At 70.7% G+C, this 15,604-nt stretch carries 15 protein-coding genes and 1 pseudogene; 8 read left to right on the top strand and 8 right to left on the bottom strand.

The genetic code is table 11. The annotated features are described in order from the left end of the window. Both D7X99_RS44605 and D7X99_RS01045 read right to left on the bottom strand, forming a co-directional pair. Window positions 1-147, bottom strand: a pseudogene (locus D7X99_RS44605) (AAA family ATPase); the annotation flags it as partial. Window positions 148-202: 55 nt separating this feature from the next. Next, window positions 203-1,009, bottom strand: a complete 807-nt coding sequence (locus D7X99_RS01045) for a S9 family peptidase (RefSeq protein WP_121776167.1) — start codon at window positions 1,007-1,009, stop codon at window positions 203-205. Between the two features lie 89 nt (window positions 1,010-1,098). Here D7X99_RS01045 and D7X99_RS01040 point away from each other — a divergent pair, with 89 nt between their 5' ends. Together D7X99_RS01040 and D7X99_RS01035 are read left to right on the top strand one after the other, a co-directional pair. Beyond that, window positions 1,099-4,572: a protein kinase gene (locus D7X99_RS01040; RefSeq protein ID WP_233613023.1), complete on the top strand. Its 3,474-nt coding sequence runs from the start codon at window positions 1,099-1,101 to the stop codon at window positions 4,570-4,572. 88 nt (window positions 4,573-4,660) lie between these two features. Then, window positions 4,661-5,140: a PaaI family thioesterase gene (locus D7X99_RS01035; RefSeq protein WP_121776054.1), complete on the top strand. Its 480-nt coding sequence runs from the start codon at window positions 4,661-4,663 to the stop codon at window positions 5,138-5,140. Between the two features lie 68 nt (window positions 5,141-5,208). Here the strand turns inward: D7X99_RS01035 and D7X99_RS01030 are convergent, their stop codons facing one another. Further along, window positions 5,209-6,114: an SDR family oxidoreductase gene (locus D7X99_RS01030; RefSeq protein WP_121776053.1), complete on the bottom strand. Its 906-nt coding sequence runs from the start codon at window positions 6,112-6,114 to the stop codon at window positions 5,209-5,211. An 80-nt stretch (window positions 6,115-6,194) separates the two neighbouring features. On the opposite strand from D7X99_RS01030, the gene D7X99_RS01025 reads away from it, so the two are divergent. Continuing rightward, on the top strand, window positions 6,195-6,827 hold the full coding sequence (locus D7X99_RS01025) for a TetR family transcriptional regulator (RefSeq protein ID WP_121776052.1): 633 nt from the start codon (window positions 6,195-6,197) through the stop codon (window positions 6,825-6,827). A gap of 82 nt (window positions 6,828-6,909) precedes the next feature. Here the strand turns inward: D7X99_RS01025 and D7X99_RS01020 are convergent, their stop codons facing one another. From D7X99_RS01020 to D7X99_RS01010, 3 genes are all read right to left on the bottom strand, one after another. Next, window positions 6,910-7,413 carry a hypothetical protein gene (locus D7X99_RS01020; RefSeq protein ID WP_121776051.1) on the bottom strand — a complete coding sequence of 168 codons (504 nt, stop codon included), beginning with the start codon at window positions 7,411-7,413 and terminating at the stop codon, window positions 6,910-6,912. A 79-nt stretch (window positions 7,414-7,492) separates the two neighbouring features. After that, window positions 7,493-9,118 (bottom strand): sigma 54-interacting transcriptional regulator, encoded by a 1,626-nt coding sequence (locus D7X99_RS01015; RefSeq protein ID WP_121776050.1) that lies wholly within the window; start codon window positions 9,116-9,118, stop codon window positions 7,493-7,495. Window positions 9,119-9,143: 25 nt separating this feature from the next. Then, the gene (locus D7X99_RS01010; protein ID WP_121776049.1) at window positions 9,144-9,527 is read right to left on the bottom strand and encodes a hypothetical protein; all 384 of its coding nucleotides are present in this window, start codon (window positions 9,525-9,527) and stop codon (window positions 9,144-9,146) included. Between the two features lie 235 nt (window positions 9,528-9,762). On the opposite strand from D7X99_RS01010, the gene D7X99_RS01005 reads away from it, so the two are divergent. Next, entirely contained in the window at window positions 9,763-10,377 is a 615-nt protein-coding gene (locus D7X99_RS01005) for a DUF2378 family protein (RefSeq protein WP_121776048.1), read from the top strand. 20 nt (window positions 10,378-10,397) lie between these two features. Beyond that, the gene (locus D7X99_RS01000) at window positions 10,398-10,799 is read left to right on the top strand and encodes a TonB family protein (protein WP_121776047.1); all 402 of its coding nucleotides are present in this window, start codon (window positions 10,398-10,400) and stop codon (window positions 10,797-10,799) included. On the opposite strand, the gene D7X99_RS00995 is transcribed toward D7X99_RS01000, so the two are convergent. Next, window positions 10,786-11,799 (bottom strand): NAD(P)-dependent alcohol dehydrogenase, encoded by a 1,014-nt coding sequence (locus tag D7X99_RS00995; protein WP_121776046.1) that lies wholly within the window; start codon window positions 11,797-11,799, stop codon window positions 10,786-10,788. The two genes, D7X99_RS01000 and D7X99_RS00995, sit on opposite strands and share 14 nt — an antisense overlap. A 47-nt stretch (window positions 11,800-11,846) precedes the next feature. Here D7X99_RS00995 and D7X99_RS00990 point away from each other — a divergent pair, with 47 nt between their 5' ends. Then, window positions 11,847-12,479 (top strand): hypothetical protein, encoded by a 633-nt coding sequence (locus D7X99_RS00990; RefSeq protein WP_121776045.1) that lies wholly within the window; start codon window positions 11,847-11,849, stop codon window positions 12,477-12,479. A gap of 86 nt (window positions 12,480-12,565) precedes the next feature. Next, window positions 12,566-14,044: a S28 family serine protease gene (locus D7X99_RS00985; protein WP_121754020.1), complete on the top strand. Its 1,479-nt coding sequence runs from the start codon at window positions 12,566-12,568 to the stop codon at window positions 14,042-14,044. 5 nt (window positions 14,045-14,049) lie between these two features. On the opposite strand, the gene D7X99_RS00980 is transcribed toward D7X99_RS00985, so the two are convergent. Next, window positions 14,050-14,955 carry a LysR family transcriptional regulator gene (locus D7X99_RS00980; protein ID WP_121776165.1) on the bottom strand — a complete coding sequence of 302 codons (906 nt, stop codon included), beginning with the start codon at window positions 14,953-14,955 and terminating at the stop codon, window positions 14,050-14,052. Between the two features lie 110 nt (window positions 14,956-15,065). Here D7X99_RS00980 and D7X99_RS00975 point away from each other — a divergent pair. Then, window positions 15,066-15,604, top strand: a 539-nt coding sequence (locus tag D7X99_RS00975) for an alcohol dehydrogenase catalytic domain-containing protein (RefSeq protein WP_158626892.1), incomplete at its 3' end; no start/stop codon positions are given.

Below are 15,604 nucleotides of genomic sequence, written 5' to 3'. Positions count from 1 at the left end.
TGCCGCGGCCCTCAGGACGGAGCTCTTCCCCACTCCGTTGTCTCCAATGAACACATGCCACCCGGCTCGTGGGGCCTTGGGCGGCAACTCCCAGTCGAGTTCCTCGATGCCGCGGAAGTTCCGGATGGAGATTCGGCTCAGGTACATGAACGGCACGATACCAGTGCATACGACGACAGGGATGCCCGACTGGCATTGTCGCTCAGCGCAGGGTGCGCACGGCCTGGACCACGCGGAGCCACTCCTTGGAGCGCGGGTCGATGAGCTCGAAGTGGCCCGCGCCCTTCAGGGGGACCAGGTGCACGGGGTCCTTCTGCTGGACACCCCGGGCGTGGAAGCCCTCGCTGACCTTGAGGGGGACGGTGTCGTCCTCGGTGCCATGGAGGAGGACCTGCGGCAGCTTCAGGGGCTGGAGCGCGGCGGGGGACGCCACGGAGTAACGCTCCGGGACCTGCTCCGGGGTGCCGCCCATGAAGGTCTTCACGATGCCGTTGCCCAGGTCCAGCGCCGCGCCCTGCGCGAGGTCCAGCACACCGGCCAGGGACACCACGCCCTTCAGCTTCAGCGGGGCGTCGCGGTACAGCGGATGCTTCGGCGGGAGGCGGTGCCGCGCGGCCAGCCACATGGCCAGGTGTCCGCCCGCGGAGTGGCCCATGGCCACCACGTTGGAGAGGTCCAGCCCCAGCGACGGAGCCGCGCTCATCAGGTGGTCCGCCGCGGAGGCCACGTCCTCCAGGGTGCCGGGGAAGCCACCGCCGTCATGGCCCACGCGCCGGTACTCCAGGCTCCACGTCGCGAAGCCGCGCTTCGTCAGGTCCGCGCACAGGTGGCCCGCGTGCTCCAGGCCGTACTCCGCGCGCCAGAAGCCGCCGTGGACGAAGAGGACCACGGGGTGTGGGCCCTTGCCTTTGGGTTTGCGCAGCTCGGTGAACTGCTGCGGGGCTTCGCCATAGGCGATGCGCGCGTCCGGCGGCGGCTGCGGCGTTTCCAGGACCCACATGGAGCTCATGCCGCGCATCTTGGGAACGGGCGGCCAGGCACCGCAAGTCGCGCCGCGCCGCCGTGCGTGGAGGACGGGGGCTCCGGTACGCTCCCAGCGTGCTTGAGTCGAATGAAGCGGAGCTGCGCATGGCCCTGGCCGAGGGCCTGCTCTCCCGCGAGGACGTAGACACCCTGCGCGAGGAGGCGGTGCGGCGCGGAGTGTCCCCGTTGCAGCTCCTCGTGGAGCGCGGACGGCTCACCGGGGATTCGCTCGTGTCGCTGCGCCGGAGCCTGGAGGTGGAGAGGAACTCCCCACCGGGCACCGCGGACGACACGTTGCCTCCGGGCGCAGCACCCGCATCCGTGACGGACGGTCCCGCGTTCCCGGTGCCGCACTGGACGCTCTACCGGCCCCTCCGATTCCTGGGTCAGGGCGGCATGGGCCGCGTCTTCCTGGCCCGGGACCTGCGGTTGCACCGCGACGTGGCGCTGAAGTTCGTTCGCGACGAGGACCCGGAGCTGTCCCGCCGCTTCATCTCCGAGGCCCGAGCCCAGGCCCGCGTGGACCACGAACGCGTCTGCCGCGTGTACGAGGTCGGTGAAGTCCAGGGCCGCGCGTACATCGCCATGCAGTACATCGCGGGGGCGCCGCTGCACACGCTCGCAGGCACGCTGTCCGTGGAGCAGAAGGCGCTCGTGCTTCGCGACGCCACGCTGGGCGTGCACGCGGCCCATCTGGCCGGGCTCGTGCATCGTGATCTCAAGCCCTCCAACATCCTCGTGGAGCGCGGCGAGGACGGCGCCCTGCGCCCCTACGTCATGGACTTCGGCCTCGCACGCGATCGGTCCAGCGACGATGCCGCCACTGCCACCGGAACCGTGCTGGGCACGCCCCAGTACATGGCTCCCGAACAGGCCCGGGGCGAGGTCACCCGGCTGGACCGGCGCGCGGACATCTACAGCCTGGGCGCCACGCTGTACCACCTGCTCACCGGCCAACCACCTGTCACGGGTGCCAATGGATTGGAGGTGCTCGGCCGCATCGCCACCCAGGAGCCCCGCCGTCCTCGTGAGCTGGACGCCGGGATTCCGGCGGACCTGGAGGCCATCGTCCTCAAGTGCCTGGAGAAGGACCGCTCGCGCCGCTACGGATCCGCGCGAGCACTGGCGGACGACCTCACGCGGTTCCTCGAAGGCGATCGGGTGCTCGCGCGCATGGGCCCCGCGTATCGCGTGCGCAAGTGGATGGCCCGTCACAGGGTCGCCGTCGTCGTCGCGAGCATCACCGGGCTCGCCGTGGCGGGCGCCGTGGGCCAGGGTGTGGTGGCCCGGCGGGAGGTGTCTCGGCGCGAGGCCCTGACCCGGCGCTTCACCGAGGGCGTCGAACGCATCGAGGCCCAGGCCCGCTACTCCGGCCAGGCGCCCCTGCACGACACGCGGCCGGACCGAGAGGCGATGCGCGCTCGCATGCGCGACATCGAAGCCTCCATGCTCGACGCCGGTCCCGTCGCGGAGGGCCCGGGCCATTACGCCTTGGGGCGCGGGTTCCTCGCGCTGGGGGACGAGGAGTCCGCACTCACGCACCTGGAGACCGCCTGGGCGAAGGGCTTCCGTGAGCCCCGCGTGGCGTATGCGCTCGCGCTGGCGCTGGGCCATCGCTACCAGCGCGAGCGGTTGGAGGCGGACCGCATCCCAGACGCGGCCAGCCGAGAGGCGAAGCGGCGCGAAGCCTGGACGCACTCCCGTGACCCAGCGCTGGCCTTCCTGGAGCAGGGCCGAGGCGCGGAGGTGCCCGCCCCCGAATACACGGAGGCCCTCCGTGCCTTCCATCAGGAGCGCTTCGAGGACGCGCTGAAGTCGCTGGATGCGCTGGGCACGCGGCTGCCGTGGTTCCACGAAGCGCCACGGCTCCGAGGCGACGTGCTGCTCGCCCGCGCCGTGCGCCATGCCCTGGCGAGTGAACGCGACGCGGCCCGGGACGACCTGGAGGCCGGACGGCGGGCCTACGACGCGGCGGCGGACATCGGCCGCAGTGTGTCCGCCGTGCACCGCGCGAGGGCGGAGTTGGAGCAAGAGGCGTTGTTCCAGGAACTGTCCGGCAAGGGCGACGTGCTGCCCGCGTACACGCGCGGGATGGAGGCCGTCTCCCGCGCGCGCACGGCGGCTCCGGATGAAGCGGACACCTGGGTGCTGGAGGCCCGGCTCCACCGGAGCCTTGCGCAGGCGAGCCTCAGCAGTGGAGGCGACGTGGAGCCGCTCCTCACGCGCACGCTCGACGCGGCGAAGGAGGCGCTGCGGCTTGCTCCCGAGAAGGTGGAGGCGCGCCACGCGCTGGCCATGGGCTGGTGGCAGTGGGCCCGCTACCGTCAGGACCGGAACGAGGATCCGCGCGAACAACTGCGGGCCGCCGTCGCTGCCTTCGAGTCCATTCCCGAGTCCTCGCGCGACTACGACTTCCACCTGGACCTGGGGCTCGTCTTCAAGGTGTGGGCGGATTCAGAGGATGGGCGCGGCGGGGATTCATTGCCCTTCCGGCAGCAGGCCATCGCGGCCTACCGACGGGCGTTGGCGCTGGACGCGATGCGGCCGGATGCGTGGATCAACCTGGGCACGGCCTATGTGAACCGAGCCAACCATCCGCGTGCACCGTCGAAGGACGCGGACCTGGAAGAAGCTCGAACAGCGCTGGAGCGCGCAAGCACGCTCGACCCGGGGCACGTCGTCGCGTGGTTCTACCTGGCGGAGGTGCACCGCGCGCTCGCCTTGCGCCTGCGAGACCACGGCGGCGACGCGGGGCCAGGACTTGCCCGTGCGCTGGAGGCCTACCGCCAGGGCGTCGCCATCAACGCGAAGCTGCCGCCGCTCCAGAACGGCGTGGGGACCATCCTGCTGGACCAGGCCCGCGAGGCGTGGGACCGGGGAGATTCACCGGAGCCCCTGTTGGAACAGGCGGAGCAGGCCTTCCTTCAGGCCATCGCCATCGCGCCCAAGGTGGGCTTCGCGCACAACAACCTGGGCGAGGTGCGCATGTGGCGCGCGACCTGGCGACTGCTGCGCGACCAGGATCCCACCGCGAGCGCGAAGGAGGCTCAGGTCGAACTCCAGCAGGCCACCACGTTGCTGCCTGGACTCGCGGAGCCGTGGGCCAACCTGGGCCAGGTGCACCACACGGTGGCCGCGTACGCGCTGAAGCACGGGAAGGATCCACGACCTGCGCTCGCTCAGGCCACGGAGGCGCTGGAGCGTGCGCTGAAGCTCAACCCATCACTCGCGCAGGCATGGCGCTGGCGTGGAGAAATACGCGCACTCCAGGCTCGCGAGGAGGTCCGCAGAGACGCGTTCTTCCAGGCCGCGGCGAGCGACTTCCAGAAGGCACTGGAGCTGGATCCCGAGAACCTGGATCCACGCCTGGCCTACGGCGCGTTCCTTCGCGAATGGGGCGAGACGGCCTCCAGTCCGGACGCACGAGCCCACCTCCAGCAGGGACTGTCACTGACCGAAACCGTGCTCACCGCGCGCCCCCGGTGGAAGGACGCGAGCATCTTGCGCGATGACCTGCGTCGCGCACTCGCGAAGCTGCCACCGGAATGACGGCAACAGCTGTACTTGGGATCTCGCGGTGCACCGGTCCATCTTCATCGATGAACGCCCCCCAACCCTGACCACCGGGAGCATTTCCATGAGCGCAGCCAGGCCACCCTTCGGACCACAGGTCTTCACCCCAGCGGACGCCGCTTTCGAACAACGCGTTCGCGACAGCTTCGCGCGCCAGCGCGTCATGGACACCATCGGCGCGTCACTGACCTCCGTGTCATCGGGCGAGGTCGTCATCGAGTTGCCGTTCCGGGAGGACCTCACGCAGCAGCACGGATATCTGCACGCGGCCATCGTCACGGCCATCGTCGACAGTGCCTGCGGCTACGCGGCGTACTCGCTGATGCCCGTGGACGCCGCCGTCCTGACGGTGGAGTACAAGGTGAACTTCCTCGCGCCCGCTGCGGGCCGGAAGTTCATCGCGCAGGGCCGGGTGACGAAGCCCGGCCGGACGCTCACGGTCACCACGGGTGACGTGTTCGCGGAGACCGATGCGGGCCTCAAGCCCATCGCGACCATGCTCGCGACGATGATGGCCGTGAGCCAGCGGGAGACCTCGGGGTGAGGCGTCCCGGATGACCGTGCTTCAGCGCCTGCCCATGGCGCCGAAGCTCCCGCGCTTCTTCGTCACGCTCACTTCATCAGCGCGCCAGTGTCCGCCGCGAAGTAGTGGTCGTCGTCCAGGTCGGCCAGGAGCCCGGGCTCGACGGGACGCCAGCCGAGCTGTTCGCGCGTGAGGGCGCTCGACGCGGAGGCATCGCGCCCGAAGAACATGCCCAGGACCCCCAGGAAGTTGCCCGCCTCTTCTGGCGCCTTCGAAACGACCGGCACCCCCAACCGGCGGCCGATGACGCTCGCGATCTCCCGGGTGGGCACGCCCTCGTCAGCGACGGCGTGGAGCCTGGAACCCGCGGGGGCTCGCTCCAGCGCGAGCCGGAAGAGCCGGGCCGCGTCGAGCCGGTGCACGGAGGACCAGCGGTGCGCCCCCTCTCCGACGTAGACGGCCATGCCATTCTGGCGCGCGGAGGTGATGAGGTGCGGCACGAAGCCATGGTCCCCCTTGCCGTGGACCAACGGCGGAAGCCGCACGATGGCCGAGCGCACGCCACGCGACGCCAGCGCGATCATCACATCCTCCGACAGGCCGCGCCCCTGTGAAGCCGCCGGGTCGACCTCCACGGAGGCACGCCCCTGCGCGAGGCCAAATATCCCAGAGGCGATGACGAGGGGCCGCTGGGAGCCCTCGAGCTCCGCGCCCATGGCCTCGATCGCGCGCGTGTCGGCGCGCATCGAAGCGTCGTAGTTGGAGAAGTCGTGGATGAACGCCAGGTGGATGACCCCGTCCGCCTTCGCCGCGCCGGCGCGCAGGCTGTCTGGGTCGTCCAACGAACCCCGATGCACCTCGGCCCCCGCCGCCTCCAGGGCCCGGGCTGAAGCGTCCGAGCGGGCAAGCCCCACCACCTGATGCCCCGCCCCCAGGAGTTCAGGGACGACGGCCGAGCCAATGAAGCCAGACGCACCGGTCACGAATACGCGCATGGAAAGCTCCTTGATGTCAGCTACTGACATCACTACTAACAAGTGATGTCAGTGACTGTAATCAGGTTAAGCTTGGACTCATGGGCCGCTGGGAACCCAACGCACGAGACCGGCTTGCACAGGCCGCGATGAGCCTGTTCCAGGAGCACGGGTACGACCGGACGACGGTGGAGGAGATCGCCGCGCGCGCGGGGCTCACGGAGCGGACCTTCTTCCGCTACTTCGCGGACAAGAAGGAGGTCCTGTTCGGGCGCTCGGACGCGTTCCACGAGCTCATCGACACCGCCATCACGGACGCTCCTCCGGGGACCGCGCCGCTCGACGCGGTCGCCACTGCATTGGAGGCCATGGCCCCCATCTTCAAGGACCGCCGTGACCATTCCCGGGCGCGCCAGGCGCTCCTCGTTGCCCACGCCGAGCTTCGGGAGCGCGAGCTGATCAAGCTGGCCTCACTCGCCTCGGCCGCCGCGGACGCGCTGCGAAAGCGCGGCGTCACCGAGCCCACCGCGAGCCTGGCCGCCGAGGCAGGCATCGCCGTCTTCAAGGTCGCGTTCGAGCGCTGGCTCGAGGACCCGAAGGCGCAGGACCTCTCACGGCACATCCAGCTCGGGCTCGAAGAGCTCCGGGCCGTCACCGCGAGCACCGGCACCCCCGTGACTCCGTCCGCGCCGCCACGGCAGCCCGCCCGGCCGGCCAGGGCTCGCAAGCCCTGACGAACCCCGCTCCAGGATGAACCCACCGGAGCAGGGCTTCTCGTACCGGTACCGGTCATTCCAGCGACAGGGACCGCGTACTTCAGTCCTCGCCGCGCCCGGTGACTTCCAGCGTGCCGTTGATGGTCTGCCGGATGCCCTCGGACTGCGTGGGCTGGGTGCACTTGGAGCAGTCGCTCGTCGGGCAGGACCACAGCGACGTGGTCGTCCCCGGCTCATCCCCGGAGCGCAGCGTCCAGGTAGCGACCTGACACGCGGGCACCGGCAGGGGGTTCTGCGAGCCGTCCTTGAGGAGCCCGCCGTTGGACACGCCGATGCACCGGTCCTGCTGCACCTGGGACACGAAGCTCACCGTCTGCCCGGCCCGCACCTGCACCGTCGTGCTGCTGAAGTGCACCTTGCCGTCCGACTTGGCGGTGATGAGCACCTGGGCGCTCCCCTCGGGAGGCGTCGGGTTCACCGCGCAGGGCTGCACCGGCCCGCTGTCGGACGACGCGGCTTCGGCGGAGGTGGAACGGGCGCCACCGCTGGCACAGGCCAGCAGCAGTCCGGTGAGGCACAGCGGGAAGAGGACGCGGCTTCGCATGGGGAACCCTCCAAGGGTGATGGGGACAGACGACGCGACGGCTCAGCATCCAGCGTGCCACGCGGCATGCCCCTGACGCTCAGGGGGCCTTCGCCGTAAGCCCCAGCTCCTTCAACCGCCGCCCCAGCGCGCGCTTCGACACCTCCAGCGTGCGCACCATCGCGTCCAGGTCGCCACCGCAGACCTCGAAGCAGTGGGTGATTTCGTCCGCGCCCAGGTCCCCGGCGGTGCGCAGGTTCGGGCTGCGCTCAATGAGGTCGTAGACGGACGGGCGCGGAATGCCCAACGCGTCCGCCGTGGCCTTCAGGTCCCACGCGCTCGCCCGCAGCGCGGCCAGCAGCTCCGCCTCTGTCACCTGCGATGGCTTGCGCCGGGGCACCGCCGCCTCGCGCGCCTCCGGAGCCCCCGCGGACATCGCCGCCGGGTCCCGAACGGGTGCCACGGCGCCGGAGGCCGCCGCGCCCAGCGCTTCGTCCAGCTGCGGATCCAACTGCAGCCGCGCCTGCCCCCGGCTTCCAATGACGAGCTGCCGCGTGAGGTTGCGCAGCTGCCGGATGTTCCCCGGCCACGCCGCCCGCACCAGCCGCGACGCCAGCGGCGCGGGCAACCACGGCTCCGCGTGCGGGTCCTCCGTGTCCAGCCGCGCCGCTTCTCCCAGCGCCGCCAGCTCCTCGCGCGCGAAGTGGAAGAACAACCGGCCCACGTCCTCGCGCCGCTCCCGCAGGGCAGGCACGCGCAGGTCGTAGCCCGCCAACCGGTGCAGCAGCGGCGCCTTGAAGCGCCCGTCGCGGATCTGCTCCTCCAGGTGCGCGTCCGTCGCGGCGATGAGCCGCACGTCCACCTGCACCGGTTGGCTGGCGCCCACGGGGTACAGTTCCCCCGTCTCCAACACGCGCAGGAGCATCACCTGCACCTCCGGCGGCGCCTCGCCCACCTCGTCCAGGAACAGCGTGCCTCCGTGCGCGGCGCGGAAGAAGCCCTCGCGGTCCTGCGTGGCCCCGGAGTACGCGCCCTTCCGCGAACCGAACAGCTCCGCCGCCGCCAGCTCCTTGGGGATGGCTCCCAGGTTGACGCTGACGAAGCGCTCCTCCCTGCGCGGTGACAGCCGATGGATGGCCTGCGCCACCAGCTCCTTGCCAGTGCCCGTCTCGCCCCGGATGAGCACCGACACGTCCAGGTCCGCCACCCGCTCGATGTGCTTGCGCAGCCGACGCAGGCCCGCGCTCTCACCCACCATGCCCGGCGTGTCCGCCATGCCCTCGCCGTCCAGCTCCACCGTGTGCAGCAGCAGCACCACGCGGCCGGACAGCTCCAGCGCGACTCCGTCCATCAACTCCGCCGGCCCGAAGTCCCTCGCGCCCTGGAGCAGCACGCCCGCCGCGACCACGTGCGTGCCATCCTCCGGCACCGTCAGGCGCACGCCCCCATCCGGCAGAGCGGAGAGCTCCAGCGGCTTGCGGCTCACGAACGGATCCGCCAGCGGCAGCCCCAACGAGCTGCCCGGCTTCGCGAAGTCCGGCGCGTTGCGTGACAGGGCCAGGGCCCGCCCCGCCACCACCGCGTCCAACAGCAGCCGCTCCCCCACGCGCCGGGGCACCGGATGGGACACCACCGTCAGCGCGGGCACGGCGCGGGGAGCTCCCCGCGAGCCTCCGCGCTCCTGCATCGCGGCAGTGGAGACATCGGCGAGGGGGTCGTGCGGCATGACCCACGACCCTACCGCACGCGCGTCAGCGCTTCGCCGCCTTGGGCGCCAGGCTCACCGTAACGGTGTAGTTGCCGGAGCCCTGGCTGAACGACACCGTGGAGGAGATGTCGTAGTTGGCGCTCTTCGCGATGACGCCCGGGCCGGAGGCGTGCGACCAGCGGTTGTCCCACCACAGCACGAACTGGTCCGTCGACGGGCTGGCGCCGCATGAGTACGTCACGGCTCCCTCGTCCCCCATCAGCCCCCAGTTGGGCTCCGCGGTGAACAGGTTCTGCGGTCCCCCCTGCGTCGACACATTGGGCGGCGTCGACGGGCTGAGGGCCCCGTGGTCGATGGTGGGAGTGCCCGGCAGCCAGTTGGCACCGCTGGTGTTGTTGGCGACGAAAATCACGGAGGGAGTGCCCATGGTCTTGCTCCTAGGTGGGTTGAGGTGACGCCTCCTCCCCCAAAGCAACCGCGATGCCACGCCCCGCTCCCTCGGAGGAGTCGCTCCGGCCCCCCCTTTCGACGCGTCGAACCGCGTCGGCCGACCCGTCGGCCGCGTGCCGCACTGCGTTTTCGAACACTCCGCGTCATGTTCTTGAGGACTGGGAACCTACCGGGTTGAGGCGGCCCCTCTCACACGGGTAGCGTGGGAGGACATGCCGACGACCCCCGAACGCCTTGTCTTCCAGCAGAGCTTCGAAGGGCTGATTCGCGCCCTGGGTGACCACCTGGACGAGCCGTGCGCGCGGCAGCTGCGCGACGCCGGCATCGACCCTCGCGGGAAGCTGGCGGTGGCCTATCCCCTGGAGGTGTGGGTGGAGTCGCTGAAGCTGGCGTCGTCCGTGCTCGCGCCCGCGGCCACGCTGGACGACGGCGCGGAGGTGGTGGGCCGGCGCTTCCTGGAGGGCTACGGGTCCACGCTCATTGGCAGCGCGCTGCTGGCGGGCGTGCGGCTGTTGGGGCCGCACCGGATGCTGGAGCGGATGACGCGCAACCTGCGCACCGGCACCAACTACCTGGAGGCGCGGCTGGAGCAGACGGGGCCCACGCGCTACGTGCTCACCTGCCGCCCGGTGGTGATCGCCGGCTTCTACCGGGGCCTCTTCACCGCCGGCCTGGAGATGAGCGGCGCGCACGGCGCCTCCGTGGTGCTGATGCGCGCAGCGGGCGACGCGGCCGTGTACGACCTGTCCTGGCAGCCGGAGAAGGGCGCTGGCAAGCCCCCCGAAGCGAAGCCCCTGCCCCCCCGAGGCCCCCAGCCGAGGAGCTGAGCGGGCCCTATATTCGGCCCATGCTCCGCATCCCGAAAACCGCCGTGGTGGTGCTCGCGCTGGCCCTCGCTTCCGGGGCCCTGGCCGCGAGCGGCAGTCCGCGGCTCCAGACCTACTTCCAGGGCTCGGTGGACGGCCCCACCTACCAGCAGCAGGCCTTCCAGCGCGTGGCGAAGGCCTGGAAGCAGCCGGGCCCCAAGGGCACGCCGGCCCTGGGCAAGAAGACCATCGTCCAGGCCGTGCTCGACAAGGACGGCAAGCTGGTCTCCACCGCCATCCTCACCGAGTCCGGCGCCAAGGCCTGGGACGCCGCCGCGCTCGCCGCGGTGAAGAAGGCGGCGCCCTTCCCGCCCATGCCCAAGGGCACCACCACGCCCACGGTGGAGGCCCACTTCCACTTCGCGTGGGTCAGCTCACCTTGATGACAATCTTCCCGAAGTGCGCGCCCTGCTTCATGTGCTCGAAGGCGGCGCGCGCTTCCGCGAAGGGGAACACGCGGTCCACCACCGGGTGGACGTCATGGAGCGTGAACGCGCGCGTCAGCGCCTCGAAGGACTGACGGTGGCCCACGAACACGCCCTGCACGCGCAGGTTCTGCATCAGGATGGGGACCAGCGACACGGAGCCCGCCCCACCGGACAGCACGCCGATGACGGACACGGTGCCGCCCACGCGCAGCGCCTTGAGTGACTTCTCGAACGTCCCCGAGCCGCCCACCTCCACCACGTGGTCCACGCCCACGCCTCCGGTGAGCGTGCGCGCCGCCTTCTCCCAGTCCGGGGTGGTGACGTAGTTGATGCCCTCCTGCGCGCCCAGCTTCAGGGCCCGCTCCAGCTTGTCGTCGCGGCTGGACGTGGCGATGACGTGCGCGCCGAACAGCCGGGCAATCTGCAGCGCGAAGGTGGACACGCCGCCCGTGCCCTGGACCAGCACCGTGTCCCCGGCCTTGAGCGCACCTTGAGTGACGAGCGCGCTCCACGCCGTCACCGCCGCGCACGGCAGCGTGGCGGCCTCCTCGTCGGTGAGGTACGCGGGCGTGAGCACCACGCCGTCCTCGTGCAGGAGCATCGTGTCCGCGAGCGCGCCATCCAGCGGCCCGCCCAGCGTGGTGGCGGTGATGGCCTTCGTCGGCTCACCGGCCTGCCAGCCCTGCGCGAACAGCGTCATCACCCGGTCCCCGGGCTTCACGCGGGTGACGCCCGGGCCCACCGCATCCACCACGCCCGCGCCGTCCGAGTTGGGCACCAGCGGCAGCTTCTGGCGCGGGTTGTAGCGACCCTCCACCATCATCAGGTCGCGCGAGTTGAGGCTCGTGGCCTTCACGCGCACGCGCACCTGGAAGGGTCCAGGCACGGGGTCCGGCCGCTCCGCGCGCACCAGGTTGTCCAGACCGAAGGCCCCGCGAATCTCGTAGACGTTCATGGCTCAAGAACTTAGAGCCAGGACCCTCCACCGAACAGGGTCCCACCATGTCACTGCTCCAGAAGTTGATGGAACACGCCTCGCTCCACGAGCCCTGCGGGACGGCCGGGAAGCGGGCCCAACTCAAGGCCGGACTTCAGCCTTCCGCCGCGACGAAGCAGGTGGACGGAGACCTGACGCTGACGGAAGGAACGGACCTCGTCTTCGAAGAGGGCCGCGTCCACGTGAAGGGCCACCTCCTCCTGGAGGACCAGTCCCGCCTGCTCGTCGCGGGTGACCTGGTGGTGGAGGGCAACATCATCCACGAGGGGTTCGACTACGCCCTGCTCTTCGCGGGTGGCTCCATCCAGGCGGACAACCTCCTCTTCCACGGCGAGCTGGTCGCGCTGGGGGGCCTCACGCTGCGCGGCGCGGCCTGGACCTACTACAACGACTACTCAACCTACGCGGACACGCTGACGGCTCGCGCGGTGGTGGCCGACGACCGCGCGGACGCCGTGGACCAGGTCCACGCGGACACGCACCTCCAAGGACACTCCCAGGTCATCGCGGGGGCGCTGGAGCAGCTGCTGCACCCCGACGCGTGGGCCAGGTACCAGGAGGGCTCCTACGCCGCGTTGGCCAGACACCTGCGCCAGGGCCAGCCGTTGCCGCGCGATTCACCTCCACCGCGCAAGTAATTGCAGGGAGCACCCGGGACGTCCTTCTTCCGGAAATACAGGACCGGCATGTTCGTTCTGTCTTTCGCCCAAGGAGGGCTTTACCCATGTCACGTTTCTTCAGTCGTCCCGCGGTGCTGGCGTGCGCGCTGGCACTGGGGCTCCAGGCCTGCGGCGGCAGCGAGCTTCCCCCCGAGTCCATCGCCCCGAGCGCGCCGGAGGTCCAGGCGCAATCCCTGACACAGGACACGGCGCCGGACATCCTGGCGCAATTGCAGGCGGTTCCCGGCCTCACGGTGTTGCAGGAGCGGCCGCCCAGCCCGTCGGGCGCGCGCATCTTCGTGCTGGCCTATGACCAGCCGGCGGACCACCTGCACCCCAATGGCACGCGCTTCCAGCAGCGGATGACGCTGGTCTTCCGGAACGCGGAGGCGCCCATGGTGCTGGCCAGCACGGGCTACGGCATCAGCACGTCCCCCGGCCAGACGGAGCCCACCTTCCTGCTGCAGGGCAACCAGCTGCAGGTGGAGCACCGCTTCTTCGGGCCCTCCATTCCGCAGCCCGCGAACTGGCGGCTGCTCAGCATCGAGCAGGCGGCGGCGGACCACCACCGCATCGTCCAGGCGTTCAAGCCGCTCTTCCCGGGCAAGTGGATCAGCACCGGCGGCAGCAAGGGCGGCATGACGTCGCTCTATCACCGGGCGTTCTTCCCGCGAGACGTGGATGCCACGGTGGCCTACGTGGCGCCCAACAGCTACGGCACGCAGGACCCGCGCTACGTGAAGTTCCTGAGCAAGCTGGGCACGCCCGCGTGCCGCGAGAGCATCCGCGGCTTCCAGCGCGAAGTGCTGGAGCGGCGCACGGAGACGGAGCCGCTCTTCCAGGCGACGGCCGCGGCGTACTACGGCAGCACCTACGACTTCCTGGGCGTGGACAAGGCGCTGGAGTTCAGCGCCCTCGAGTTCGCCTTCGCCTTCTGGCAGTACGGCGACGCGTCGCTGTGTGACGAGATTCCCCCGCCGGGAGGCTCCGCGCAGGGGCTGGTGGACTTCCTGGATGATGTGGTCGGCCTCTCGTACATGAGCGACGGGGACCTGGACTACTACGCGCCCTACGACTTCCAGGCCGCCACGCAGCTGGGCAGCTACGCGTCCGACGAGGCCCACCTGCGCGGCGTCCTGCGCTATCCCCGGGGCTACGACCCGCGGGCGCTCGTGCCCTTCGACATGCGGCCGTACCCCTTCAACCCCTTCGTGATGCCCATCGTAGAGGGCTGGGTGAAGGCGTTCGGCGAGCGCATCCTGCTCGTCTACGGAGAGAACGACCCCTGGTCCACGGGCGCGTTCAGCGTGAGCGCGCGCAATGACTCCTACCGGTTCTACCAGCCGGGCGGCAACCACGGCTCCCGCATCACGGGCCTGCCGGAGGCGGAGCAGGCCGTGGCGCTGGAGCGGCTGCGGAGCTGGGCGGGGCTGCCCACGGAGAGCGCCGCCACCCTGAGCCTGCGGGCCCGGAGCGCGGCGTCCGCGGACCTGCCCGTCACCACGGGCGTGGTGGACCGCCGCCGCGGCCCGCCGCGCGACTGACCCTTTCAGGGCCGTTCGGCCGTCACCTCGCGGGCCACGTCCAGGAAGGCACGGAACGCGGGGGACACCTGGGCGCGGCTGGGGAAGTAGAGGAACAACCCCTCCATCCACGCCGCGTACGGTTCCAGGACAAGCTTCAAGGTGCCGCGCTTCAAGCGCGGCACGATGGTGGGCTCAAAGGCATACATGAGCGCCAGGCCCGCCTCCGCCATCGCCACCAGCACCTCCTCGTTGGTGGCGAGCACGGGGCCACGCACCGGGATGCGCCAGGTCTTCCTGCCGCGCTCCAGCTCCCACGCGTACTTCGCGCCGGTGGATGGCAGGAGGATGTTCACGCAGTCGTGGTCCAGCAGGTCCTCCGGGCGCTGGGGCGTCCCCTTGCGCTTGAGGTAGGCGGGAGACCCCACCACCACGTAGCGGAACCGCTTGGACAGACGCACCTGCACCATGTCCCGCTCGACGGCCTCGAACGGGCGGATGCCCGCGTCCAGGCCCTCCGCGACGATGTCCACGAAGCGGTCCTCGATGCGCACCTCCACCTCCACCTGGGGATGGCGCTGGGCGAAGCGCAGCAGGATGGGCGTCACCACCGTGGACAGGGAGATGGAGGGCACGGACAGGCGCACGCGGCCCGTGACCTCGCCCGCGCTGGCCGTGGCGGTCTCCAGCGCCTCCAGGGCCTGCGCCACGGAGGGGCCAGCGCGCACCAGCAGCCGCTGGCCCGCGTCCGTCAGCGCCACGCTCCGCGTCGTCCGGGTGAGCAGCGGCACGCCCAGCCGTGATTCCAGCTGGCGCACCTGCTGACTCAGCGCGGACGGGGAGATGCCCAGCTCGATGGCCGCCGCCGCGAAGCTGCGCCGGCGTCCCACGGCGAGGAAGGCGTTCAGGGCATTGAGGGGGGTGGTGGCCATTCGGAAGTTTTCCGACATGCCGCGTGCGGATTCCATCCGTTTCGCGAACAGCCGCGCAGGGACATGTTTCCGGGCGTCGGAAGCGACACATTCCCTCAGGAGCACTGCCCATGATTTCCGCTCGCGGTTACGCGGCCCCGGATGCCTCTTCCCCTCTTGCCCCCTTCCCCTTCGAGCGCCGCGAGCCTGGCCCGCGCGACGTGCAGCTGGACGTCCTCTACTGCGGCGTCTGCCATACGGACCTGCACATGGCCCGGAACGACTGGGGCTTCTCGACCTACCCGCTGGTGCCGGGGCACGAAATCGTGGGCCGCGTCGTCCGCGTGGGCAGCGAGGTGACGAAGTTCCTCCCGGGGGACCTGGCGGGCGTGGGCACGATGGTGGACTCGTGCCGCGCCTGCGCGGACTGCCGGGACGGGTACGAGCAGTACTGCAAGGTCCAGGGCGTCCTGACCTATGGCAGCCGGGAGAAGGACGGGAAGGGCATCACGCAGGGCGGGTATTCGGACCGGCTCGTGGTGGACGAGCACTTCGCGCTGAAGGTGCCCGCGAACCTGGCCCCCGCGGCGGTGGCGCCGCTGCTCTGCGCGGGCATCACCACGTACTCACCGCTGCGGCACTGGAAGGTGGGGCCGGGGCAGATGGTGGG

Source organism: Corallococcus sp. AB032C, assembly GCF_003668935.1.
Taxonomy (GTDB): Bacteria; Myxococcota; Myxococcia; order Myxococcales; family Myxococcaceae; genus Corallococcus; species Corallococcus exiguus.
This window is presented reverse-complemented; position numbering and strand designations above follow the sequence as displayed.

Bases quoted from the DNA above. Each gene is read 5' to 3' on its own strand.
- D7X99_RS01025 (WP_121776052.1), top strand. From the start codon at position 6,195: ATGGGCCGCTGGGAACCCAACGCACGAGACCGGCTTGCACAGGCCGCG.
- D7X99_RS01030 (WP_121776053.1), bottom strand. From the start codon at position 6,114: ATGCGCGTATTCGTGACCGGTGCGTCTGGCTTCATTGGCTCGGCCGTC.
- D7X99_RS01000 (WP_121776047.1), top strand. From the start codon at position 10,398: ATGCTCCGCATCCCGAAAACCGCCGTGGTGGTGCTCGCGCTGGCCCTC.
- D7X99_RS01015 (WP_121776050.1), bottom strand. From the start codon at position 9,118: ATGCCGCACGACCCCCTCGCCGATGTCTCCACTGCCGCGATGCAGGAG.
- D7X99_RS01035 (WP_121776054.1), top strand. From the start codon at position 4,661: ATGAGCGCAGCCAGGCCACCCTTCGGACCACAGGTCTTCACCCCAGCG.
- D7X99_RS01020 (WP_121776051.1), bottom strand. From the start codon at position 7,413: ATGCGAAGCCGCGTCCTCTTCCCGCTGTGCCTCACCGGACTGCTGCTG.
- D7X99_RS01045 (WP_121776167.1), bottom strand. From the start codon at position 1,009: ATGAGCTCCATGTGGGTCCTGGAAACGCCGCAGCCGCCGCCGGACGCG.
- D7X99_RS00995 (WP_121776046.1), bottom strand. From the start codon at position 11,799: ATGAACGTCTACGAGATTCGCGGGGCCTTCGGTCTGGACAACCTGGTG.
- D7X99_RS00980 (WP_121776165.1), bottom strand. From the start codon at position 14,955: ATGGCCACCACCCCCCTCAATGCCCTGAACGCCTTCCTCGCCGTGGGA.
- D7X99_RS00985 (WP_121754020.1), top strand. From the start codon at position 12,566: ATGTCACGTTTCTTCAGTCGTCCCGCGGTGCTGGCGTGCGCGCTGGCA.
- D7X99_RS00990 (WP_121776045.1), top strand. From the start codon at position 11,847: ATGTCACTGCTCCAGAAGTTGATGGAACACGCCTCGCTCCACGAGCCC.
- D7X99_RS01010 (WP_121776049.1), bottom strand. From the start codon at position 9,527: ATGGGCACTCCCTCCGTGATTTTCGTCGCCAACAACACCAGCGGTGCC.
- D7X99_RS01005 (WP_121776048.1), top strand. From the start codon at position 9,763: ATGCCGACGACCCCCGAACGCCTTGTCTTCCAGCAGAGCTTCGAAGGG.